The organism is Amphritea balenae (assembly GCF_003858655.1).
Classification (GTDB): domain Bacteria; phylum Pseudomonadota; class Gammaproteobacteria; order Pseudomonadales; family Balneatricaceae; genus Amphritea; species Amphritea balenae.
In genome coordinates this window covers 185,132-208,220 of sequence record NZ_RQXV01000007.1, presented here as the reverse complement: position 1 = coordinate 208,220, position 23,089 = coordinate 185,132, and the positions used below count along the sequence as shown (strand labels likewise).

The window sequence follows — 23,089 nt, the reverse complement described above, 5'->3', positions numbered from 1 at the left end:
AACCTGTATTTGGTCTTAAAAAAATGAATAAACTGCTCTGAAAACAGCTATACGAGATGGGGCTACAGGGTACCAGAATCGCTACCGACAGACAATGCAGCCGGCACCCATTTCAGATGAAATCCAGCGACATCCTTTTCTACCTGCCAACCTTCGCATACACAGATCCCAGGTACTGCGACAATTTCATCACCCAGAATACAAACAGGCCAGGATTTTCGCTGCCAGGGTGGCACTGCATTTTCCTGAAATAACTTTTTAAGACTGGTTGAACCACCTCTGCCAACCGGCGTGCAACGATCGCCATCACAACGGTTGCGCAGGGTCACTCCGGCGAGAGATCTTAAACCGTTCAGTTTTTTAACCACCAACAAACTACCCTGCGGCAAATGCAGACCCTCTTCGGGTAACAAGCGGCCCTGCCAGTCTATGCCATTCTGCTCAGCAGTGAGATATAAACGCCCCCGGTAGCGCCGTAACTTAACGCTAGATAGCTTCAATTCAGGGGATGAATCATCGACAGCCTCGATCATCTGTCCGATCGACATCAGAACCTTAGCCCCTGCAGGCAATCCCTGCTCAGCCAGCCAGACGCGTAACAAGTTATCTCTGCGCTTAATACTAAGAACATTTAGTCCGGCACAACTCAAACTATTGCGCTCATCAGCAACCGTTTGAAGATCTATCTGCGCTAACTCAGTCAACAGCTGATCAGCATCGCGCAAATAATCCGCCGTGTCAGACCAACGCTGTTCAAAGCCAGGCCAACGCGCCCGCAACAAAGGCATAACCTGATGCCGAAGATAATTTCGATCATAGCTCAGATCGGCATTACTAGGATCTTCAATCCAGTTCAGTTGAGCCTTCTCAGCCCAGCTCTGTAATTGATCACGACTCACGCTCAGTAAAGGGCGCTGTAGAAAGGCCATTCCTATTTCACGGGTACGCGGCATAGCGGCTAAACCCTTTAGCCCTGCTCCCCGCAAGAGACGATAAAGCAATGTCTCAGCCTGATCATTTCGATGCTGCGCCAACAACAGACAATCACCTGACTGCAGATACTGTTCAAATGCCTGATAACGGGCATTTCGAGCCGCCCGCTCAACACTGGCCCCGGCATCAACAGTTACCCTGATCGATTTAAATTCTATTTGGTACTGGTCAGCCAGCTGCTGGCAAAATGAACTCCAGCCACCTGCTTGAGATTGCAGCTGATGATTAACGTGAATAACAGAGAGATGCTTAGCCGGAATAATCCGGGCGGCAAGATCGAGTAAAACGACAGAGTCCAGACCACCACTGAGCGCAATAACCCAGCGTTTAACACCATGGCTATGTCGGTTTAGCTGCTGTTCGAAGTGATGTTGGAGAGAAAACATAAACGGTAAAAAAAACCGCCGGACAAGCCGACGGTGTTTTTTTATTATTCGATGCCGTAGGACATCAAACGTTGATAACGTCGTTCAAGTAACTCATCCTGCTCAAGATCCACGAAGCGTTCCAACGTTTCTAATAAATGCTTTTTCAGGTTAGCCGCCATCAGACCATGATCACGATGCGCGCCACCTAATGGCTCATCAATAATCTGATCAACCAAACCCAACTCATGCAGACGGTCAGAAGTCAGACCCATCGCCTTTGCCGCATCTGGGGCTTTATCTGCACTCTTCCAAAGAATGGAAGCACAACCTTCTGGCGAGATGACTGAGTAAGTAGAATATTGCAGCATCAGCAGCTCATCGCAGACACCGATAGCCAGTGCTCCACCAGAACCACCTTCACCCACAACCGTCGCAATAATCGGAGTCTTCAGACGCGACATCGCTGCCAGGTTAAAGGCAATCGCCTCAGACTGACCACGTTCCTCAGCATCAATACCCGGATAAGCTCCCGGTGTATCAATAAACGTCAGAATAGGCATTTTAAAACGTTCAGCCATCTCCATCAGTCGCAAGGCCTTACGGTAACCTTCCGGACGCGGCATACCAAAGTTGCGACGTACTTTTTCTTTAACTTCACGGCCTTTCTGATGACCAATCACCATCACCGGACGGCCTTCCAGACGGCCAATACCGCCAACCAGCGCCTGATCATCAGAAAAATGTCGATCTCCGTGCAGCTCTTCAAAATCGTCGAAGATATGCTTTACATAATCCAGCGTGTACGGCCGCATAGGGTGACGGGCGATCTGTGAAACCTGCCATTCAGACAGATCTTTAAAAAGCGATTCAGATAGATTGCGACTCTTGGCCTGCAGCTTACCGATCTCTTCTTCAATATTCAGTTCATTATCGTCACCAACCAGGCGCAGCTCTTCAATTTTGGCTTCCAGGTCAGCGATTGGCTGTTCAAAATCCAGATAGTTGGGATTCATGGTCTCGGTATTCCGTATGTTTATTTCGTCCCGACCGGCTATACAGGTTAAAAGCGCAGCCGATGATAAAAAAATTGGCCTAATTCTACCTGCAGAACGGCCTGAGAACCAGCCTCATTAATAGCGAATGCGTACCGCATCACCACCAAACTGATCTTTAAGCTTCAGCAACAGCTCATCTGTAGGCTCTACCTTCCACTCACGGCCAAGACCCAGAGTCGCCTTCGCATCAGCCCGGCTGTAGCGTAGAGCAACATCAATATTAGAGCGCCCCTGATTTGCCTGCAGCAACTTTTCGAACTCCCTCAGCGAGCGTTCTTTCAACTGCCCGGCATCACAATCAACTTCGATATGCTTTCCATACCGTGCCCGACACTGAGTAATATCGACAATACTGTTGCCACGTACCTTAAGCTTATCCGTGCCAGAATAACTATCGACGGTAATCTCACCTTCAATCAGCAGAATCGCATCTTTGGTCAGAGCATGACGGTTTTCATCATAAGACTCACCAAATAGTGACACTTCGATCCGAGAAGTCCGGTCGTCCAGCGTCACAAAACAGAGAGGATCGCCTTTCTTAGTCTTCTTCACCCGGATATCAACCACCAGTCCCAGCATCTTCTGTTGCTGACCCCGCTGCGGCTGAAGCTCGGCTATACGTTTAGAGATAAAGTTTGGCAGCTCCGATTCATACTCATCGATCGGGTGTCCGGTAACGTAGAGCCCCAGAGTGTCTTTCTCTCCCTGCAGACGCTCTTTATCAGTCCATTGACGCAGTTTCATATACTCAGCGTAAGGATCTCTGGGCTGCTCAGCTTCAACTTCACCAAACAGATCAAACATGCCGGCACTTTGATTACGCTCCGACTGATCAGCCGCTTTTAGCGCTTCAGGTATCGCAGCCCAAAGCTGGGCCCGGTCAGTCTTTTGCGTCAAACGGTCCAGTGCACCGGCGCGCACCAGTGCTTCCAGTACCCGTTTATTAAGTTTCTTGCTGCCAACCCGCTTACAAAAATCAAAAATATCGCTGAACTCATCACCCTCTGCCCGGGCTGCAACAATCGACTCTATCGGCCCCTCACCCACACCTTTAACAGCGCCTAAACCGTAGACAATTTCTCCAGCATCATTAACGGTGAACATATATTCGCCACAATTAACGTCAGGCAGCACCAACGGCAATTTCATGTTGCGACACTCTTCAATGAAGATCACCACCTTTTCGGTATTCTGCATATCAGAAGAGAGTACTGCCGCCATAAAGGGTGCTGGGTAATGCGCTTTCAACCAGGCTGTCTGATAGGAAACCAGTGCATAGGCAGCTGAGTGTGATTTGTTAAAGCCGTAACCGGCGAACTTCTCTACCAGATCAAATATATTACCGGCCAGATCCCGGTCGATACCGTTTTGCTCAGAACCTTCAAGGAAAGAGGTGCGCTGCTTAGCCATCTCTTCCGGCTTTTTCTTACCCATGGCCCGACGTAGCATATCTGCGCCGCCCAGCGTATAGCCCGCCATCACCTGGGCGATCTGCATTACCTGTTCCTGATACAGGATAATACCGTAGGTAGGCTCCAACACCGGCTGCAGGCTATCTAGCTGATAATCAGCATGGGGATAAGCCAGTTCTGCCTGACCATGCTTTCGCAGAATAAAGTCATCTACCATGCCAGACTGCAATGGCCCCGGACGGAACAGAGCCACCAATGCGACGATATCTTCAAATCGGCTCGGCTGCAGGCGTGTTACCAGATCTTTCATACCGCTGGACTCAAGCTGGAATACCGCAGTTGTTTCTGCCGATTGCAACAGATCAAAGGTGGTTCGATCTTCCAGATCGATCAGCGCAATATCAAGTGGCTCTTCGCCGGTTTTAGCCCGGATACGGTCAATGGTCTTAACTGCCCAGTCAACGATGGTCAGGGTTCTCAGACCCAGAAAGTCAAACTTTACCAGACCGGCTTCTTCAACATCGTTCTTATCAAACTGGGTTACCAGGCCATGGCCAAACTCATCACAGTAGGTCGCAGAAAAATCAGTCAGTTTAGTCGGCGCGATAACCACACCACCGGCATGTTTACCTACATTTCGGGTCAGGCCTTCCAGCCTGAAGGCCATCTCCATAATTTCCTGGGCTTCTTCGTTGCTATTGACGAATTCCCGCATCAGCGGCTCTTCATCCATCGCTCTGCTCAGGGTCATACCGATCTCAAACGGAATCAGTTTAGACAGCTTGTCAGCCAGACCGAACGCTTTACCCTGCACCCGGGCAACATCCCGCACTACTGCTTTAGCCGCCATAGTACCGAAGGTAACAATCTGGGATACCGCATCGCGACCATAGGTCTCAGCTACATAATCGATAACCTTATCCCGGTTATCCATACAGAAGTCGATATCGAAATCGGGCATCGATACCCGCTCAGGGTTTAGAAATCGCTCGAACAGCAAGTCATATTCAAGCGGATCCAGATCGGTGATTTTTTGGGCATAAGCCACCAGAGAGCCGGCACCTGAACCACGACCCGGCCCCACCGGAACGCCGTTATCTTTACCCCACTGGATAAAGTCCATTACGATCAGAAAGTAACCCGGAAAACCCATCTGGGTGATAATATCGAGCTCAAAATCCATCCGATCTTCATAGGGTTTGCGCTTCTCGGCATACTCAGGATCATCTTTATCCAGTAGTATTTCGAGCCGATCTTCCAAGCCTTTCCATGATACATCAGCAAAAAACTGATCCATGGTCTTGCCCGCCGGGATTGGGTATTTAGGTAGATAATAGGTACCCAGATCCAGCTCAGAGTTGCAGCGCTTTGCAATCTCAACCGAGTTAGATATTGCTGATGGTATATCAGAGAACAGCTCGACCATCTCTTCAGGTGAACGTAGATATTGCTGTTCCGTATAATTTTTGGGGCGATTAGGATCCTCAAGGGTCCGACTTTGGTTGATACAAACCCGCACTTCATGGGCTTCAAAGTCTTCCGGCTTGATGAACATCACTTCATTGGTTGCCACTAACGGACAGCACGTTTCATGCGCCAGTTGAACTGAAGCATGGACACAGTCTTCATCCCCTGCTCTACCGGTACGCTGTACTTCCAGATAAAAGCGATTGGGAAAGATATTTTGCCATTCTTCTAATGCCTTCCGTCCCGGCCCGTTACCCTGTTGCAGCGCCCGACCGACCTCACCCTCTTTGGCTCCTGACAGAGCAATCAACCCTGCAGATTTCTCACTGATCCAGCTTTTCTTGAGAATTGCTTTTTCTGACTGAACATTCTGGCCTTTTTCATACGCCAGCGACACCAGTTCCATGAGATTCCGATAGCCCATCTCATTCATTACAAGAAGAGTCATACGAGTAGGTTCAGACTCTGGCTCCGCTTCATTCTCGATCCAGATATCTGAACCGAAAATAGGTTTAATACCAGCTCCGGTAGTCGCTTTAAAAAACTTAACCAGCGCAAACAGGTTAACCTGATCGGTAATCGCAACTGCTGGCATCTGCATATCTTTAGCCGCACCAACCAGCTCTTTTATACGCACCAGTCCATCGACCAGTGAAAATTCAGTATGTAAGCGCAGATGTACAAATGCCGGATCAGTCATTTCAACTCAGTCTTTTGTTATTTCAGTAATTCAGCTACCGGACGAAAACTACGCCGATGCTCAGGTAGCGGCCCCAGTTGGCGCAGCTTTTCAAGATGCAGGGCCGTAGGATAACCCTTATGTTTAGCAAAACCATAGTCAGGATATCGCTGATCTAACTCTGTCATCTCCCGGTCCCGATAGACTTTAGCCAGTATCGAAGCCGCACTGATAGCTGGCTCTTTAAGATCACCCTTAACAATAGCTTCGGAGGCACAGGGCAATCCGGGCGGACAGCGATTACCGTCTATCAATGCAAATTCAGGTGTTATGCTGAGCTGAATAACAGCTCGCTGCATCGCCAGCATAGTTGCATGCAGGATATTTAATTCATCTATCTCATCAGGTGTCGCCCAGGCAATTGACCAGGCCAACGCCCTCTCCTGAATCAGAGGGTAGAGAAGATCACGTTTCTTTTCTGTGAGCTTCTTAGAATCAGTCAGCCCCGGTATTGGATTTTCCGGATCAAGAATTACAGCTGCAGTAACTACGTTGCCTATTAAGGGCCCACGCCCTACTTCATCTACACCTGCAACAAGCTTCGCAGCACTAAAGTCAAATCCCAGACTTTCCATCAAACTGCCCCCGCTGCTGCAATAAATTGACTATCGCATCAACCGCCCGTTTGCTGGCGTCCTGACGCAGTTGTGTATGGATTTCAGTAAACCGCTGTTTCAATGCACTGCCATTCTGACTATTCGATAAGGCCCGTTCTAATGCTGGCCCCAGTATTTCGGGGCGAACGTCATCTTGTAAAATTTCTGGCACCAACTTCTCATCCGCCAACAGGTTAGGCAGGGAGATATAATTGCTTTTCACTAAACGCGAGATGATTTTATAACTCAGGGGAGCCATTCGATAAGCAACAACCATCGGTTTTTTTAACAACAAACCTTCAAGTGTTGCAGTGCCTGAAGCCAAAAGGATAGTATCTGATGCGGTCATTACTTCCCGGGATTGCTTCAAAATCAGCTTTACCGGAAGATCATCATACTTCTCATCTAATAATTCACGCAGCGCATCATAACGAACCTGATTCGCTGCAGGCATAACAAACTGAAGTGCTGGATTACGTTTCAGCAACCAACGAGCTGTGTCTAAAAAAGGCTCAGCGAGATACTTGAGCTCTCCGCCACGACTGCCCGGCATCAGCGCAATGATATCGGCATTTTGTTCCAAACCTAGCTCTGAACGCGCCCGGGCCTGATCAGGCTCCATTGGAATCATATTTGCCAGAGGGTGACCGACGAATTCGACCGCCATCTGATGCTCCTGATAGAACTTTGCCTCAAAAGGAAAAAGCGTCAACATCAGGTCGGTGGTTTTAAGAATTTTAAATACACGCTTGCGACGCCAGGCCCAAACTGAAGGACTGACATAATGCACAGTGGGAATACCTGCTGCTCGAAGCTTACCTTCAAGGTTTAGTGTAAAGTCAGGTGCATCGATACCAATAAACACATCAGGCTGATTCTTAACGAAGTGAGCGGTTAGCTGCTTCCTGATTTTCATCAGTTCACGCAGCCGCCCCAACACTTCGACCAGCCCCATGACCGATAAGCGTTCCATCGGAAACAGGCTACTGCAGCCCTGGGCCTGCATCAGCTCACCACCAATACCTTCAATACGCAGGTCAGGAAAACGGTGTTTTAACTCGGCCAACAAGCCTGCCCCGAGAATATCTCCCGAGGCTTCACCTGCAACGACACCAACATAGAGGGTACTCATGGCACCCTAACGGATAATGCCCCGGGTTGAGGATTTCAGAGAGTCGGTAAGTAGCTGCAACTCTGGCGTTTCAGCAGCCAGTGGTTCAAGCTCTTCAATCGCTTCTTCCAGCTTCAAACCTTTTCGGTAAACTGTCTTATAGGCGCGCTTAATATTACGCACCGCCTCAGCGGAAAAACCCCTGCGCCGTAATCCTTCAGCATTAATGCCATGGGGTTCAGCACTATTGCCATTAGACATAACAAAAGCTGGGATATCCTTTAATACCACTGTGCCGGCACCACACATGCTATGTGAGCCTATATGGCAAAACTGATGGACGGCGGTAAAACCACCCAGAATCACATAGTCACCCAGATGCACATGTCCCGCAATCGCACAATTATTTGCCAGAATATTATGGTCACCGACCATACAGTCATGGGCAACATGGGCATTAGCCATAAATAAATTGTAGCTACCGATGCGGGTCAGACTTTGATCCTGAACAGTACCGCGGTGAACGGTACAACCTTCACGAAATACGTTATTGTCACCGATTATTAATTCGGTCGGCTCACCATCGTACTTCTTATCCTGGCAGTCTTCACCGATACTGGCGAACTGAAAAATATGGTTATTCTGGCCAATCTTTGTCGGCCCTTTAATAACCACATGGGAATTAATCCGGGTACCGGCACCGATTTCGACATCGGCTCCGATAACGGTCCAGGGCCCTACCTCAACATCATCGGCCAGGCGGGCGGAGGGGTCTATAATGGCACTAGAGTGGATCAAACTTAAACCTTTCTGTCAGCACAAAGAATAGTGGCAGAGCTTGCCAGCTCACCTTCTACTGTAGCACGTACATCAAACTTCCAGATACCGCGTTTCTCGGATACGATCTTAGCCTCTAACTGAAGCTGATCACCCGGTACGACCGGACGCTTAAAGCGTAGTTTATCAGAACCTACAAAGTAATAAATTGAACCATCTTGCGGAGTCTTATCCATGGTTTTAAATCCAAGGATACCGGCCGCCTGTGCCATCGCTTCCTGAATCAGCACACCCGGCATCACAGGATGATCCGGAAAGTGGCCATTAAAGTAAGGCTCATTAATTGTTACATTTTTATAGGCCACTATAGATTCACCAGGCACTAGCTCGACGACACGATCCACCAACAGGAACGGGTAACGGTGCGGTAAATATTTACGTATCTCGTTTACATCCATCATTAAGACTGACCTTCAATTTTGTTCTGTTTTGCTATTGTTTCTAAAGTTTTAACACGACGAGACAGGTCGTCTAACTGACGAAATCTCACCACATTTCGCTTCCACTGCTGATGTGGCTCAACCACTGTACCCGATGAATAAGCTCCGGGTTTAGTCAGCGATTTACTCACGAGGGACATTGCGGTGATATGAACACCTTCTGCAATCTCAAGATGACCGGTAATACCGCAGGCGCCGGCAATAGTACAATTCTTACCAATAGTGGTACTTCCTGCAACCGCAGTACATCCAGCGATGGCAGTATTTTCACCTATTTCAACGTTATGAGCTATCTGTATCTGGTTATCGAGAATAACACCGCTATGAATAATGGTATCTTCAAGTGCCCCACAGTCAATCGTGGTGCCAGCGCCAACCTCTACATTATCGCCAATACGAACCCCACCCAGCTGATGTATTTTAACCCACTGTTTATCATGACTAGCAAAGCCGAAGCCATCAGCGCCAATCACTGCCCCACTATGGATAACACAGTCGGCACCGATTTTTACATCACTATAAAGCGTCACATTTGCAGCAAGCCGGGTATTATCACCGATAATACAATCATCGCCAATTACTGTATTTGATCCGACAACAACGCCACTGCCTATAACAACGTTATTTCCCAGCACGACATGCTGCCCGATCTGCACATCATCGGCAACGACAGCAGTTTCACTAATTATTGCCGTATCACTGATACCAGCTTCATGTTTAAAACAACCCACAAACAAGGCGGTGGCCCGGGCGTAAGCCAGATAAGGATCATCGACAACCAGGGCAACGCCGTTTACTTCACTTTTAAATTCCTCACGTACCAATACAGCACCCGCATCAGACTCTGACAGTTGATGCTGATATTTAGAATTATGGAGAAACGAAAGTTGGGTAGCCGTGGCAGACTCTAAGGTCCCGATACCTTCAATAACAGCCTCAATTGAAGTATCGGAATCACTTAGTGGCTTAGCGCCTAGCCGCTCTGAAAGCTCAGCGATGGTATAGCGGATTTTACTCATCAATTAATTACTGTTTGTTCAACAGTTCGACTACTTTCGCAGTAATATCCAATCCAGGCTTAGCATAGATAGTTGCCTGTTTATTTAGCACCAGATCATAGCCGTCCTTTTCAATCAGACCACGGATAACGGCATCCAGCTTCGGACGCATCTCTTGTAAAAACAGCTGCTCACGCTCACGCTGAACCTGTTGCAACTCCTGACCTAAACGCTGATACTCGCCAAATGCTTTCTGGAACTGTACCCGCTGCTGATCCGTCACTTCTTTAGACTGAGTACCCTGACCTTTTTTCAGTTGCTGCTGAATTTTCTTAGCCTGAGCTTCCAGATCAAGTAGCTGTTTCTGCTCTGAACTAAACTCTTTTTGCAGTTCTGCTCGAAACGCTTCCGCAGCTTTACTGGACAGCAACGCCTGCTGCACACTCAAGGTAGCAACTTTCTCGGCCATAACATTCAGGCTCATCAACAAACCCGCGACGATCATCAGTGATCTGATCATTTCATTCTCCTTAGAAAGTTCGGCCAAGAGCGAATTCGAAGAACTGCTCATCATCGCCACTCTCAGAAATAATTGGCTTAGACAACGCGATAGATAAAGGGCCTATCGGCGTTAGCCAGCTAAAGCCCAGGCCTGTTGTCAAACGCAGGCTATCTAGCCCGATATCACTATCGCACGTAGTAACTGCTGAACAATCGGTCAGGTACACATTACCCACATCAGTAAATAATAACGTCCGCATTGAGCTACTATTTTCTACAAAAGGGATAGGGAATATCAACTCAGCGCTGGCATTAACAACAAAATCACCACCATAAGGCTCTCCCTCTGAATCACGTGGTCCCATCGTATTGCTCTCAAAACCACGAATACTACTCAAACCACCACTATAAAAATGCTTAAAGAACGGCAGGTCATTATCCCCAAGTGAGCCTGCATAACCGATTTTACCTTTAGCAGCAACAACCCAGGTCTCATCTTCAGAAAGCGGTTTATACCAGTCAATTTTGTACTGTTCTTTATGGTAACTCAGATCACTACCAGGAATAGCTATCTCAACAAAAGCGCTTTGAGAATAGCCGCTGGTAGGGAAAATACGGCGATTCAGGTGGTTATCACTCCAATTGATATTTGCTATAAAGAAGTTAAAACTATCACCTTCATTATTAATAAACGTGTCAATCTCCGTAGCAGGGTCCGCAACTGGCTTAATCTTCATGCCTTCATAGGCCAGACTAAAGCCAACACGCTGGTAGTCGTCCATCGGATAACTGAAACTCACGCCTGCACCAAGCGTGTCAGTGGAATAACTACTGACATTCTCTTCATCATAATTCGTTTCACGAGAATAAATATTATAACCCCGGCTCACGCCGTCGACGGTATAATATGGCTCCGTAAAGCTAAATCGATATTCAGTGATCGTATCACTGTTTGTAATACCAAAAGAAACGCTATTACCACTGCCCAGGAAGTTTTCCTGCGCCACACTCAGGTTCAGAATTGCACCACTAGTCTGCGAAAAACCAACACTGGCAGACAAATTACCCGTATTATCTTCAATCACCGAGTATTGTAGGTCGACCTGATCATCTGTCCCAGGTACCGGGATTGTTTCTACACTGACATCACGAAAATAACCTGTCTGAGCAATTTTTTCTTTTGATCGCTCAATACTGGCGATGGAAGCTACCCCCCCTTCCGACTGAGTCATAGACCTACGTGCCACCTGGTCTGCAGTTTTGGTATTACCCTTAACTCCGATACGACGTACATAGGTCTGCTTACCCGGCGAAACAAAAAACTGCAGTGCAACTGTTCCATCGTCATTTACAGCCGGTACCGGGCTGACATTGGCAAACAGATAACCATTGTCACCCAGCTTCTTGATCAGCGCGTCCTGTGATTCCGTCATCTCTCGACGGGAAAAAACTGATCCTTGCTTAATAACCACAACATCTATCAGCTCTTGCTCAGGCACAACCAGATCGCCGGCAATCGCGACATCACCAACGGTAAACTTTTCACCCTCAGTTACACTGACCGTGATATAGACATGTTTTTTGTCCGGCGATAGCGAAACCTGAGACGAATCAATACTGAAATTAATAAAACCACGATCCAGATAATGAGAACGAAGACGCTCTAGATCACCAGCCAGCTTTTCCCTGGCGTACTTATCATCATCATTAAACAGCTTCCAGAAACTGGGCAGCTGCAGGGTAAACAGATCCTTTAATTCCTCATCAGAATAAAGTGTGTTACCGATAATATTGATATGCTGAATAGTCGCAACCTTACCCTCTTTAATATCGATATTAAGAGCGACACGATTACCAGTCAGCGACTCTACCTCAGCCTCGATAGCCGCACCATAGCGACCCTGACCTGCATACATACGCAACAGATCCTGACGAATACGATCCAGAGTTGCCCGTTTGAACACCTCACCTTCCTGAAGACCACTCTGCTTCAAACCTTCAAGCAAAGCTTCGTCCTCAATAACGTCGTTACCCTCTAAGCGAATCAAACTCAGAGCAGGACGTTCTTTCAGATTGAGAATCAATACATCGCCATCACGACCAATACTAACATCATCGAAATAACCCGTACGGAAGACCCTTCGGGTTGCTTCAGCAATATCTCGCTGATCGATATCCTGGCCGGAATCTATATCAAAGTTTCTTAAGACAAGGCCCGGCTCGACACGCTGCAGCCCTTCTAACCGAACATCTTGCACGGTAAAAGTTTGCGCTACGGCTACAGACGAGAATAAAGCCAGAGAAAAGAGAAGCCCGAATCTGATCTTCATGAACTACTTCTATATTTGAATTTTGATTTAAAGCCGCATAAGGTCATTAAAAATTGCGACGCCCATTAACGTAAACAACATTGCCATACCTATACGCAAACCGATCGCCTGAACCTTTTCAGAAACCGGTTTACCGCGAAACAATTCAGCTGTGTAATACAACAGATGCCCGCCATCCAGCATTGGTATTGGTAACAAATTCAATATACCAAGACTTATACTTAAATATGCCAAGAAACTGGCAAAGGCCTCGATACCGGAAGCCGCAGAAGCCCCCGCCACTTTAGCAATGGTTATCGGCCCACTCAAGTTTTTTACCGATAAGATGCCTTCCAGCATTTTCCAAATAGAATCAAGGGTTAGACTGATCATTTGCCAGGTTTTGGTAAATGCTTTAGAAACAGACTCAAGCCAGCCATATTGCACCTTACGCAACATATCATCAGGCCATTGAACAGTTTGAACGGCAGCACCAATGAATCCAATCTGACTACCATCATCCAGCGCTTTAACGCCGGGAGTCACTTCAAACACTTCCAACCGACCATCGCGCATCACATCCAGCGTTAGTGACTGAGCTGGGCTGGCCTGTACTATCGAGACAAACTCAGGCCAGTCCACAACGGGCTGCCTGTCTACAGCGACAATTTCATCCTCAACTTTAAGTCCAGCCTGCTGAGCCACTTCATTTTCAACCAACCGACCGATAACTGCTGGAAATACAGGCCGCCAGGGGGTAAGCCCCAATGCACTTACAGGACTTTGTTGCTCAAGATCGAACGTCCAGTTACTAAGATTCAGCCGATGTTGCTGGCGTAAGCCCTGACCTGCCACCTGCGTAACAACAGGAACACTGACTGACTCACCAATATAACGCGCCAGAACAAGATTTATATCATCCCAGGATTGAGTCTCTCGTCCCGCAATAGAAATAATTTCACTGCCAGGCCTCAGGCCAGCTTGCTCAGCTATGCTATCAACAGTGACTTCGCCGATAACCGGCACAACCTTTTCGACGCCTGAAACAAACATGCCCCAGTATACGAAAACTGCAAAAAGAAGGTTTACCAGCGGCCCGGCTGCAACAATCGCAATACGTTGCATAACCGGCTTACGGTTGAATGTCTGACCTAAAAGCTCAGGTGCAACGTCACCCTCTCGCTCATCCAGCATGGCAACATAGCCACCCAGGGGAATCATCGCGATCGCATATTCGGTGCCCTGCTTATCATGCCAGGTAAACAATGGTTTACCGAAACCCACAGAGAAACGCAGCACTTTAACGCCACAACGGCGAGCCACCCAGAAGTGGCCATACTCATGGATTGTTACCAGGATACCTAAGGTAACAATCAACGCCAAAATCGTATTCAGTAATTCCATCAATAAATAAACTCAGGCTATCGCCAGCAACTGCAGACCCAGAACAAACACAGGCGCCGCAGAGGTAATGCTGTCTATCCGATCCAGCACTCCACCATGCCCCGGCAGCAACTGACTACTATCTTTAATACCTCGGTGACGTTTCAACATACTTTCAAACAAATCACCGAGTACCGAAGCTACACCAGCAATCATTGCCAGTAGCAACAGATAGACTCCAACACTGAGATCAAGTTCAAGATAGATAATAAAACCGATTGAGATAAGGCCGCAGGTCGCTAAGCCACCCCACAGCCCGGCACGGGTTTTACCCGGCGAAACATTAGGCGCAAGTTTAGCTTTCCCCCAGGTTTTACCTGCGAAGTATGCACCAATATCAGCCCCCCAAACCAGCAACAGCAGCATCAGGAGAAATACACTACCCTCTGCATTCAATCGCAGACTAACCAATGCCATCCAACTTGGCAGGAGTACGATCACGCCTATAAAGGCTCGCTGCCAAACACTACGCCAGCCACCGGCACCCGGATACATCACAACCCAATACAAAGCCAGCAACCAGAACAGTGCAGCAATAACCATGAAAGACTGAAAGTCCGCAGCAGGAGCAAAATAGTTAACCCCGGCAATCAAAGCCGCAATAAATGCGGTATAACCCATACGGCCTGACGGGGTAACAATACCCGACAGATTAGCCCACTCCCAGGCCCCCAGAAGAATAATCAACGCGACAAAGAGTTTAAACAGTTCAAAACCGGTGAGAAAAAGTCCCACCAATACCAACGGCGCCAGTACAACAGCCGTCCACACTCTTTGTTTAAGCATTTTCAGCCTCTAATTGCTCACTGGTTTTACCAAAGCGGCGTTCGCGGGTCGCATAGCTATGGATCGCATTAGCCAATGCAAATTTATCGAAGTCAGGCCATAGCAGATCACTAAAGAAATACTCACTATAGGCCATCTGCCAGATCAGGAAATTCGATATCCGTTGTTCACCCGCCGTGCGGATACAAAGGTCTGGCGCGGGCTGTTCACTCAGACTAATCATCGATCCCAATAACGTCTCATCCAGATCCTCAGGACGATAACGACCTTCAATACAGTCCTGAGCAAACTGCTTAGACGCCTGAACAATATCCCAACGACCACCATAATTCGCCGCCACATTAACGATCAAACCATCATTATTGGCCGTCAGCTGCTCAGCCTTAGCTATTTTTTTCTGCAGCAGGGAGCTGAACCGGCTTTTATCACCAATTACCTGCAGACGAATATTATGTTTATGCAGCTTTTTTACTTCGCGATCCAGCGCCAAAGCAAACAACTCCATTAACCCTTTGACTTCAAGAGGAGGACGTTGCCAGTTTTCACTACTGAACGCAAACAGTGTCAGCACCTCGACACCAAGCTCAGCACAGCCTTGTACTACGCTGCGAACGCTGTTCACACCTGCACGATGACCAGACAAGCTTCCTTTGCCATTTTTTTTTGCCCAGCGATTATTGCCATCCATAATAATGGCAACATGTCGGGGCACTGCCTTTCCTTCCGGCAGACTGAGCTGTAGTTTTTCAGACATTAATCAGCTGCCGGCAACCTGGGTCACCGGCGTTCCCTCTATCAGATTTCCATCAGATCCACTTCTTTCTGCTGCAGCAGTTTGTCCACATCAGCGATAAACTTATCAGTCAGCTTTTGAATCTGATCTTCAGCTCCGCGAGCTTCATCTTCAGTAATATCTTTGTCTTTCAGAAGATCCTTGATATCACCGTTGGCATCACGACGAATGCTACGCACAGACACACGGCCGTTCTCAGCTTCCTGACGCGCCTGACGAATATAACCTTTACGGGTCTCTTCAGTCAGCGCAGGCATAGGAACACGAATGACCGCACCTGCAGTAGACGGGTTCAGACCCAGATCAGACTTCATAATGGCCTTTTCAATATCAGGAACCAGATTCGACTCCCATGGTGAAATAGACAAAGTACGACCATCTTCAACACTGATATTGGCTACCTGACTCAAAGGAACATTTGAACCGTAATAATTAACCTGGACTGTTTCCAGAATGCTTGGATGCGCACGACCGGTACGAATCTTCTTAAGATTAGTAGTCAGTGATTCCAGACTTTTACCCATACGTTCCTGGGCATCCTGAGCGATCTCATTCAGCATATTGTTCTCCTACCGCTTCATTGTTATCAATGACGGTTCCTTCGTCACCACCCACAATAAGGTTGGCTAGTGCACCCGGCTTGTTCATATTAAATACCCGTACCGGCATATCATGGTCACGGGCCAGACAGATTGCAGTCAGATCCATCACACCCAACTGTTTTTCCAGCGCTTCATCAAAGGTCAGATGGCTATATCGCGTAGCAGTTGGGTCCTTCATCGGATCAGCGGTATACACACCATCAACTTTGGTGGCTTTAATTACTACATCGGAATCGATCTCGATGCCCCGCAGACAAGCTGCAGAATCGGTAGTAAAAAACGGGTTACCGGTACCCGCAGAAAAAATTACAACATCACCTTGTTCAAGGTAACGGGTTGCATTCCGACGATCGTAGTCATCAACCACACCGGTCATCGGAATTGCCGACATAACACGGGTTGGGATATTCGAGCGCTCCAGCGCATCGCGCATCGCCAGAGCATTCATTACAGTCGCAAGCATACCCATATGGTCGCCAGTCACCCGATCCAGGCCGGCAGCACTCAGCGCTGCGCCACGGAACAGATTACCGCCACCAATAACCATACCTACCTGAACACCAATCCCCACTAACTGGCCAATTTCCAGTGCCATGCGGTTCATCACTTTGGGATCAATACCAAAGTTCTCATCACCCATCAGGGCTTCGCCGCTAAGTTTTAATAGAATACGTTTGTATTTAGAATGCTGATTTGAGGCAGGCATCGGTTTCGTCTCCACCCAGAGTGAGTTCGCACCAGTGTAACAAGAAAAAAATAGATTGCGCACCCAGAACAGGCACGCAATCTGCGCAGGGTCAGTGTTTAACCCTTCAGTTGCTCAGCAACCTCAGTAGCGAAGTCTTTCTCTTCAACTTCGATACCTTCACCTACTTCAATGCGGATGAAAGATTCAACGGACGCGCCCGCATCTTTAACCAGCTGACCCACTTTAACATCTGGGTTCTTAACAAATGGCTGTTCAACCAGGCTGTTTTCAGCCAGGAACTTGTTGATACGACCAACAACCATCTTTTCAGCGATCTCTGCAGGCTTGCTAGCCATATCAGGCTGAGCCAGGATAATTTCTTTTTCCTTAGCTACAACATCTTCAGGCATATCTTCTTTGCTAACCACTTGTGGGTTAACTGCAGTTACGTGCATCGCAACGTCTTTAGCCAGCTCAGCATCACCACCGCTCAGAGAAACCAGAGCAGCCAGAGTACCAGTACCGTGAACGTATGCAGCGACAACTTCACCTTCAACGATCATTACACGGCGTACACCGATGTTCTCACCGATTTTCTGAACCAGCGCATCACGAACATCAGTCAGTTCACCAGCCATCAGCGCTTCAACATCAGTCTGCTTATCAGCGAATGCTTTCGCCAGAACAGTCTGAGTGAATGCCAGGAAGTTAGCATCACGAGCAGCAAAGTCGGTTTCAGAGTTAATTTCTACAGCAACAGCGTAGCTATTATCATCTGCAACTTGTACTACAACAACACCTTCAGCAGCGGTACGGCCGGCTTTCTTAGCAGCCTTCATGCCGGAAGCTTTACGCAGCTCTTCGATCGCCTTATCAACGTCGCCATCAGCAGCAGCCAGCGCTTTTTTACACTCCATCATACCCAGACCGGTACGATCGCGCAGTTCTTTAACCTGCTTAGCGGAGAACTTTGCCATTTGGTTTTACCCCATTAACAATCTATAGATTCAAATTCAAAAAAAGGGGAGCTAAGCTCCCCCTCCGGCGTATTTGAATAGCTTATCCAAATCGCCTGACAGTCTGATTACTCAGCAGCAGCGTCGTTGTTTTCTACTTCAACGAATTCGCTCTTGTCACCAGCATTGGCTTCAACACCTTCAGAACATGCATCAGCCGCCGCTTTCACGTAGATCTGAATTGCACGCAGTGCGTCGTCGTTACCAGGGATAACGTAATCAACGCCATCTGGGTTGCTGTTAGTATCAACGATACCGATAACAGGGATACCCAGCTTGTTTGCTTCGTTGATAGCGATACGCTCGTGATCAACATCAACAACAAACAGCGCGTCCGGCAGACCGCCCATATCCTTTATACCACCGATAGAACGCTCTAGCTTTTCCATTTCGCGCTGACGCATCAGTGCTTCTTTCTTGGTTAGCTGTGCGAAAGTACCGTCCTGGCTCTGGCTTTCCAGATCACGAAAACGCTTGATAGACTGACGAATAGTCTTGTAGTTAGTCAGCATACCACCCAACCAGCGGTGGTTTACGTATGGCATTCCTGCGCGGCTAGCTTCTTCTTTAATCGTCTTGCTTGCAGCACGCTTAGTACCAACGAACAGGATCTTGTTCTTGTTGGTAGCCATACCTTTAACTACATCCAGCGCACCATTCAGTGCAGGCAGAGTGTGTTCCAGGTTGATGATATGAATCTTGTTACGAGCACCAAAAATGTATTTACCCATTTTTGGATTCCAGTAACGGGTCTGGTGACCGAAGTGAACACCTGCTTTCAGCAGGTCACGCATTGTAACTTTTGCCATTATACTTTTCCTAAAAGTTAGGGTTAGACCTCCATGCACCCCATCACCCAACCGCAAGCGGCACCCAAGGCAATGTGTCGGTAACATGTGTGGATTTAAAAACCTGCGTTCTTTGACGCAAATTTCGAGCGCGGATTTATACCATATTTCCACAGCTTTTTGAAGCATGAATTAAGATCTGTTTTGTCCTGTGTGTCTTATTTAGCTACAATCAGCCCATTAAGCGAAAGCCGCCAAGGCACACAACATTAAGGGTTATTATGAGCATTACGATTAAAACGCCGCAAGAGATCGAGAAAATGCGGGTTGCAGGCCGCCTGGCAGCTGAAGTTCTGGAAATGATTGAAGACCATATAAAACCTGGAGTAAGCACCGAAGAGATCAATAAAATTTGCCATGACTACATCGTCAACGAGCAAGATGCTATTCCTGCACCTTTGAACTACCACGGCTTCCCGAAATCGATCTGCACCTCAGTTAACCACGTTGTATGCCACGGCATCCCTAATGATAAAAAACTGAAAAACGGCGACATTATCAATGTTGATATTACCGTCATCAAAGACGGTTACCATGGCGATACCAGCAAGATGTTTTACATAGGTAAGGTGCCCGCTCATGCCCAGCGACTATGTGAAATCACACAGGAATGCCTGCAAAAAGGCATCGATCTGGTTAAACCCGGCACCCGCCTAGGTGATATCGGCCATGTGATCCAGCAGCATGCTGAAGCCAACCATTACTCTGTTGTGCGTGAATACTGTGGCCACGGTATCGGCAAAGACTTTCATGAAGACCCACAAGTTGTTCATTACGGCAAGCCTGGCACCGGCATCGAGCTTCAGGAAGGCATGTGTTTCACCATTGAACCTATGATTAACGCCGGCAAGCGCCATGTAAAACTACTCAAGCGTGACGGTTGGACAGTTGAAACAACAGATAAACGCCTTTCAGCACAATGGGAACACACCCTGCTGGTAACCGCTAACGGCTGCGAAATTCTGACCCAGCGGAGCGAAGAACGCGCCTGATTCAAACGGAAAACATCCATGTCCAACACTGCATTTGCGGCCGATGAAACATTATTTTCTCTAGCCGAGTTTAGCGCTGCACTGGAACAGTCAGCTTCACCTATTCCGGTTTTTAAAGCGACCATCAAGGCAGCTCAGGAAACCATGGATGCCCGCTTCAAAGATGGCGAAGATATTCGCAAACTGGTGTATGGACGCGCCTGGCTGGTCGATCAGCTACTGTTACAGGCCTGGCATTTGTTTGACTGGCCCGATAGCCAGCATCTGGCGTTGATCGCCGTCGGCGGATACGGCCGCGGCGAACTCCACCCCCGTTCCGATGTCGACCTGCTGATCTTACTGGATAACATCGAAGACAGTGCTGTGCAGGAGAGCATCAGTAGTTTTCTGACGCTGCTCTGGGATATCAACCTGGACATTGGCTCCAGCGTCAGAACACTGGACGAATGCTACAACGAGGCGATGAACGATATCACTATCGCCACCAACCTGATTGAGTCCCGCCCCCTGGTTGGCAATGAAGATCTGCATATACAGATGTATCTGCGAGTCACCTCAGAAGGCGCCTGGACCGACAAAGAGTTTTACCTTGCTAAAGTTCAGGAACAAGCCGGCAGGCACGATAAAACCAACGATACCGAATACAACCTCGAACCTAATCTTAAAACATCGCCCGGCGGTTTACGCGATCTACAAACCATCGGTTGGGTTGCCAAACGTCACTTCGGCGCCACCTATATTCGAGACCTGGTTGACCACGGTTTTGTTACAGAGCTTGAGCTGGAAACCCTGAATAAAGGGGAGCTCTATATGTGGACGGTGCGTTACGGCCTGCACATGCTGTGCAACCGCCGGGAAGACCGTCTACTGTTTGACCACCAGCGAACGCTGGCTGACTTCTTCGGTTACAAAGATCAGGATGGTGCTCTGGCTGTCGAACAGTTTATGAGTAAGTATTATCGGATCGCCAAAGCGATGTCCGAGTTCAACAACATGCTACTGCAATACTTCGACGAGGTCATACTCCGCCATGAAGAAGAGCAGATCATTGAACCGCTAAACAATCGCTTTAATCTACACAACGGTTTCATCAAGGCTGCCCACGAAAAAGTTTTCGAACACCAGCCGTTTGCTATGCTGGAGATGTTTGTACTGCTAGCCCAGAATCCCGATATCAAAGGTGTGCGGGCCTCTACCATCCGACTTATCCGAAATAACCGACACCGGATCGATGACGATTTCCGTAACGATATCCGTAATACATCTCTATTCATGGAGTTACTGAAGCAGGAAAACCAGGTCTCCACCGAACTCAAAAGGATGAACCGTTACGGCATACTAGGGCTCTACCTGCCCGAATTCGGACGTATTGTCGGCCAGATGCAACACGACTTGTTCCACATCTATACCGTCGACGCCCATACACTTAAAGTGATCCAGAAAATCCGTCAATTCCGGCATAGCGATTATCGGGAAAAATTCCCCATCGCTCACCGCATTATCAATCAGTTACCCAAACTTGAATTGATCTATGTTGCCGGCCTGTATCACGATATTGCCAAAGGCCGGGGCGGCGACCATTCTGAGCTGGGAGCTGAAGATGTTATCCACTTCTGTCGCCGCCACCATTTAGGAAAATGGGATACACACCTGGTTCAGTGGTTGGTTCGTAGTCACTTATTGATGTCGATGACCGCCCAGCGCAAAGATATTTCTGACCCGGATGTTATCCATCAGTTTGCACTGCAAGTACGTGATATCGTCCACCTGGACTACCTATATATACTTACCGTTGCCGATATTAACGCCACCAACCACAGCCTATGGAATAGCTGGCGGGCAACCCTGATGCGTCAACTCTACACCGATACCAAACGCGCCCTGCGTCGCGGACTGGAAAACCCGGTTAATAAAGACGATCGCATCGAACAGATTCAGAGTGAATCTATGGCGATACTGCAGCGCAAAGGTTATCCCGAATCTGACATTCTCGACTTCTGGAGCATGTTAGGCGAAGACTACTTCCTGCGTGAACAACCCCAGCATATTGCCTGGCAAACACAGGCGATCCTCGAGCATGGTGATTCAGATCTGCCTCTGGTAATGATCCGTAAGACCTCATACCGGGCTTTTGAAGGTGCTACAGAGATCTTTATCTACATGCACGATCTGCCCAACTTGTTTGCTGCTGCTGCCTCCGCCCTGGATCAGTTACACCTGAGCATTCAGGACGCACGCATTATGGTCGCCGATAATAATCAGGCACTGAATACCTACACCGTGCTGACAGAAGATAACTTGCCCCTACCTGATGATGATAATTATCTGGATCAGATACAGCTAAGCCTGATTGAAGAGCTGGATGATCCAGACGATTTCCCGGCCATTATTCAGCGACGTATCCCGCGTCAGATGAAATTATTTGCCTACCCAACCCAGGTCAATCTGAGTACCGATCCGGTTACTCAGTTAACCACTCTGGAGATTATGACTCCAGACCGCCCCGGCCTGCTGGCCCGCCTTGGAGGTATCTTTGTCGATTTCGGTATCAGTGTTCGCAAGGCCAAAATCGCCAGCATTGGTGAACGGGTAGAAGATTTCTTCTTTATCTCCGACGATCAGGGTCGTCCAGTTAGCGACCCCGAAGTCTGTCGCCAACTACAACAGGCCATATGCCAACAGCTGGACGAACATATACAAGCCGAATAATAATGAAACGTGCCTCAAAGCACTAAGGATCAGTTCTATGGATAAGCAACAACAAACCGAGCTGGAAGCAGCTGCATTCCGCCGCCTGGTAAAGCATCTGGACGACCGCAAAGACGTACAGAATATTGATTTAATGATTCTGGCCGGTTTCTGCCGCAACTGCCTGTCTAAGTGGTACAAGGCCGCCGCTGATGAGCAAGGCCTTGAGCTCAGCTACGAAGATGCCTGCCAACAGGTTTACGGCATGCCTTACGCAGAGTGGAAAGCGAAACACCAGAAGAAAGCCAGCCCAGAACAACTGGCGGCTTTTGAAGCGACCCAAAAGCCCAAATAACCCAGGCCCTAAACCTAAAAAAACGCACTCGGTGCGTTTTTTTATGCAAAAA

20 protein-coding genes are annotated in these 23,089 nt (G+C 48.1%); 3 read left to right on the top strand and 17 right to left on the bottom strand.

Translation table 11 applies throughout. The features are described 5' to 3' along the window. Positions 1 to 62: 62 nt before the first annotated feature. The 17 genes from tilS to rpsB form a co-directional block, all read right to left on the bottom strand. Positions 63 to 1,379, bottom strand: a complete 1,317-nt coding sequence (gene tilS / locus EHS89_RS13675) for a tRNA lysidine(34) synthetase TilS (RefSeq protein ID WP_124926716.1) — start codon at positions 1,377 to 1,379, stop codon at positions 63 to 65. Positions 1,380 to 1,423: 44 nt separating this feature from the next. Further along, a complete protein-coding gene (accA, locus tag EHS89_RS13670) occupies positions 1,424 to 2,374 on the bottom strand; it encodes an acetyl-CoA carboxylase carboxyl transferase subunit alpha (protein WP_124926715.1) in 951 nt (316 codons plus the stop codon). A gap of 117 nt (positions 2,375 to 2,491) precedes the next feature. Beyond that, positions 2,492 to 5,995, bottom strand: coding sequence for a DNA polymerase III subunit alpha (dnaE, locus tag EHS89_RS13665; RefSeq protein WP_124926714.1), 3,504 nt, complete (start codon positions 5,993 to 5,995; stop codon positions 2,492 to 2,494). Positions 5,996 to 6,012: 17 nt separating this feature from the next. Beyond that, positions 6,013 to 6,609, bottom strand: coding sequence for a ribonuclease HII (gene rnhB, locus EHS89_RS13660; RefSeq protein ID WP_124926713.1), 597 nt, complete (start codon positions 6,607 to 6,609; stop codon positions 6,013 to 6,015). Then, entirely contained in the window at positions 6,590 to 7,762 is a 1,173-nt protein-coding gene (gene lpxB, locus EHS89_RS13655) for a lipid-A-disaccharide synthase (RefSeq protein ID WP_124926712.1), read from the bottom strand. Before lpxB ends, rnhB begins: the two co-directional genes overlap by 20 nt. A 6-nt stretch (positions 7,763 to 7,768) precedes the next feature. Further along, positions 7,769 to 8,539: an acyl-ACP--UDP-N-acetylglucosamine O-acyltransferase gene (gene lpxA, locus EHS89_RS13650; protein WP_124926711.1), complete on the bottom strand. Its 771-nt coding sequence runs from the start codon at positions 8,537 to 8,539 to the stop codon at positions 7,769 to 7,771. Between the two features lie 2 nt (positions 8,540 to 8,541). Beyond that, on the bottom strand, positions 8,542 to 8,979 hold the full coding sequence (gene fabZ, locus EHS89_RS13645; protein WP_124926710.1) for a 3-hydroxyacyl-ACP dehydratase FabZ: 438 nt from the start codon (positions 8,977 to 8,979) through the stop codon (positions 8,542 to 8,544). Then, entirely contained in the window at positions 8,979 to 10,037 is a 1,059-nt protein-coding gene (gene lpxD / locus EHS89_RS13640) for a UDP-3-O-(3-hydroxymyristoyl)glucosamine N-acyltransferase (protein ID WP_124926709.1), read from the bottom strand. Before lpxD ends, fabZ begins: the two co-directional genes overlap by 1 nt. 7 nt (positions 10,038 to 10,044) lie before the next feature. Continuing rightward, positions 10,045 to 10,536, bottom strand: coding sequence for an OmpH/Skp family outer membrane protein (locus EHS89_RS13635; RefSeq protein WP_124926708.1), 492 nt, complete (start codon positions 10,534 to 10,536; stop codon positions 10,045 to 10,047). A 10-nt stretch (positions 10,537 to 10,546) separates the two neighbouring features. Next, entirely contained in the window at positions 10,547 to 12,847 is a 2,301-nt protein-coding gene (gene bamA / locus EHS89_RS13630) for an outer membrane protein assembly factor BamA (RefSeq protein WP_124926707.1), read from the bottom strand. Between the two features lie 27 nt (positions 12,848 to 12,874). Beyond that, positions 12,875 to 14,230, bottom strand: a complete 1,356-nt coding sequence (rseP, locus tag EHS89_RS13625; RefSeq protein WP_124926706.1) for a sigma E protease regulator RseP — start codon at positions 14,228 to 14,230, stop codon at positions 12,875 to 12,877. A 12-nt stretch (positions 14,231 to 14,242) separates the two neighbouring features. Further along, positions 14,243 to 15,055, bottom strand: a complete 813-nt coding sequence (locus tag EHS89_RS13620) for a phosphatidate cytidylyltransferase (protein WP_124926705.1) — start codon at positions 15,053 to 15,055, stop codon at positions 14,243 to 14,245. Next, positions 15,048 to 15,809 (bottom strand): polyprenyl diphosphate synthase, encoded by a 762-nt coding sequence (gene uppS / locus EHS89_RS13615; RefSeq protein ID WP_124926704.1) that lies wholly within the window; start codon positions 15,807 to 15,809, stop codon positions 15,048 to 15,050. The genes EHS89_RS13620 and uppS overlap by 8 nt, the downstream gene beginning before the upstream one ends. Before the next feature lie 41 nt (positions 15,810 to 15,850). Further along, positions 15,851 to 16,408 carry a ribosome recycling factor gene (gene frr, locus EHS89_RS13610; RefSeq protein ID WP_124926703.1) on the bottom strand — a complete coding sequence of 186 codons (558 nt, stop codon included), beginning with the start codon at positions 16,406 to 16,408 and terminating at the stop codon, positions 15,851 to 15,853. After that, the gene (pyrH, locus tag EHS89_RS13605; protein ID WP_124926702.1) at positions 16,398 to 17,156 is read right to left on the bottom strand and encodes a UMP kinase; all 759 of its coding nucleotides are present in this window, start codon (positions 17,154 to 17,156) and stop codon (positions 16,398 to 16,400) included. The genes frr and pyrH overlap by 11 nt, the downstream gene beginning before the upstream one ends. A gap of 98 nt (positions 17,157 to 17,254) precedes the next feature. After that, the gene (gene tsf, locus EHS89_RS13600) at positions 17,255 to 18,115 is read right to left on the bottom strand and encodes a translation elongation factor Ts (RefSeq protein WP_124926701.1); all 861 of its coding nucleotides are present in this window, start codon (positions 18,113 to 18,115) and stop codon (positions 17,255 to 17,257) included. A gap of 107 nt (positions 18,116 to 18,222) precedes the next feature. Continuing rightward, positions 18,223 to 18,963 (bottom strand): 30S ribosomal protein S2, encoded by a 741-nt coding sequence (rpsB, locus tag EHS89_RS13595; RefSeq protein ID WP_124926700.1) that lies wholly within the window; start codon positions 18,961 to 18,963, stop codon positions 18,223 to 18,225. Between the two features lie 260 nt (positions 18,964 to 19,223). On the opposite strand from rpsB, the gene map reads away from it, so the two are divergent. Genes map through EHS89_RS13580 form a run of 3 tightly spaced genes read left to right on the top strand, consistent with a single transcriptional unit; the run spans position 19,224 to position 23,037 of the window. Then, complete coding sequence (gene map, locus EHS89_RS13590; protein WP_124926699.1) at positions 19,224 to 19,994, top strand: type I methionyl aminopeptidase; 771 nt, start codon at positions 19,224 to 19,226, stop codon at positions 19,992 to 19,994. 18 nt (positions 19,995 to 20,012) lie between these two features. Further along, complete coding sequence (locus tag EHS89_RS13585; RefSeq protein ID WP_124926698.1) at positions 20,013 to 22,703, top strand: [protein-PII] uridylyltransferase; 2,691 nt, start codon at positions 20,013 to 20,015, stop codon at positions 22,701 to 22,703. Between the two features lie 37 nt (positions 22,704 to 22,740). After that, positions 22,741 to 23,037 (top strand): DUF1244 domain-containing protein, encoded by a 297-nt coding sequence (locus tag EHS89_RS13580; protein WP_124926697.1) that lies wholly within the window; start codon positions 22,741 to 22,743, stop codon positions 23,035 to 23,037. The last annotated feature ends 52 nt before the right edge of the window (positions 23,038 to 23,089 follow it).

Excerpts from the sequence above, each read along its gene's own strand:
- fabZ (WP_124926710.1), bottom strand. The coding sequence starts at position 8,979 with ATGATGGATGTAAACGAGATACGTAAATATTTACCGCACCGTTACCCG.
- rnhB (WP_124926713.1), bottom strand. The coding sequence starts at position 6,609 with ATGGAAAGTCTGGGATTTGACTTTAGTGCTGCGAAGCTTGTTGCAGGT.
- bamA (WP_124926707.1), bottom strand. The coding sequence starts at position 12,847 with ATGAAGATCAGATTCGGGCTTCTCTTTTCTCTGGCTTTATTCTCGTCT.
- EHS89_RS13620 (WP_124926705.1), bottom strand. The coding sequence starts at position 15,055 with ATGCTTAAACAAAGAGTGTGGACGGCTGTTGTACTGGCGCCGTTGGTA.
- EHS89_RS13635 (WP_124926708.1), bottom strand. The coding sequence starts at position 10,536 with ATGATCAGATCACTGATGATCGTCGCGGGTTTGTTGATGAGCCTGAAT.
- frr (WP_124926703.1), bottom strand. The coding sequence starts at position 16,408 with ATGCTGAATGAGATCGCTCAGGATGCCCAGGAACGTATGGGTAAAAGT.
- accA (WP_124926715.1), bottom strand. The coding sequence starts at position 2,374 with ATGAATCCCAACTATCTGGATTTTGAACAGCCAATCGCTGACCTGGAA.
- map (WP_124926699.1), top strand. The coding sequence starts at position 19,224 with ATGAGCATTACGATTAAAACGCCGCAAGAGATCGAGAAAATGCGGGTT.
- pyrH (WP_124926702.1), bottom strand. The coding sequence starts at position 17,156 with ATGCCTGCCTCAAATCAGCATTCTAAATACAAACGTATTCTATTAAAA.
- tilS (WP_124926716.1), bottom strand. The coding sequence starts at position 1,379 with ATGTTTTCTCTCCAACATCACTTCGAACAGCAGCTAAACCGACATAGC.
- lpxD (WP_124926709.1), bottom strand. The coding sequence starts at position 10,037 with ATGAGTAAAATCCGCTATACCATCGCTGAGCTTTCAGAGCGGCTAGGC.
- rpsB (WP_124926700.1), bottom strand. The coding sequence starts at position 18,963 with ATGGCAAAAGTTACAATGCGTGACCTGCTGAAAGCAGGTGTTCACTTC.
- uppS (WP_124926704.1), bottom strand. The coding sequence starts at position 15,809 with ATGTCTGAAAAACTACAGCTCAGTCTGCCGGAAGGAAAGGCAGTGCCC.
- lpxB (WP_124926712.1), bottom strand. The coding sequence starts at position 7,762 with ATGAGTACCCTCTATGTTGGTGTCGTTGCAGGTGAAGCCTCGGGAGAT.
- rseP (WP_124926706.1), bottom strand. The coding sequence starts at position 14,230 with ATGGAATTACTGAATACGATTTTGGCGTTGATTGTTACCTTAGGTATC.
- EHS89_RS13580 (WP_124926697.1), top strand. The coding sequence starts at position 22,741 with ATGGATAAGCAACAACAAACCGAGCTGGAAGCAGCTGCATTCCGCCGC.
- EHS89_RS13585 (WP_124926698.1), top strand. The coding sequence starts at position 20,013 with ATGTCCAACACTGCATTTGCGGCCGATGAAACATTATTTTCTCTAGCC.
- tsf (WP_124926701.1), bottom strand. The coding sequence starts at position 18,115 with ATGGCAAAGTTCTCCGCTAAGCAGGTTAAAGAACTGCGCGATCGTACC.
- dnaE (WP_124926714.1), bottom strand. The coding sequence starts at position 5,995 with ATGACTGATCCGGCATTTGTACATCTGCGCTTACATACTGAATTTTCA.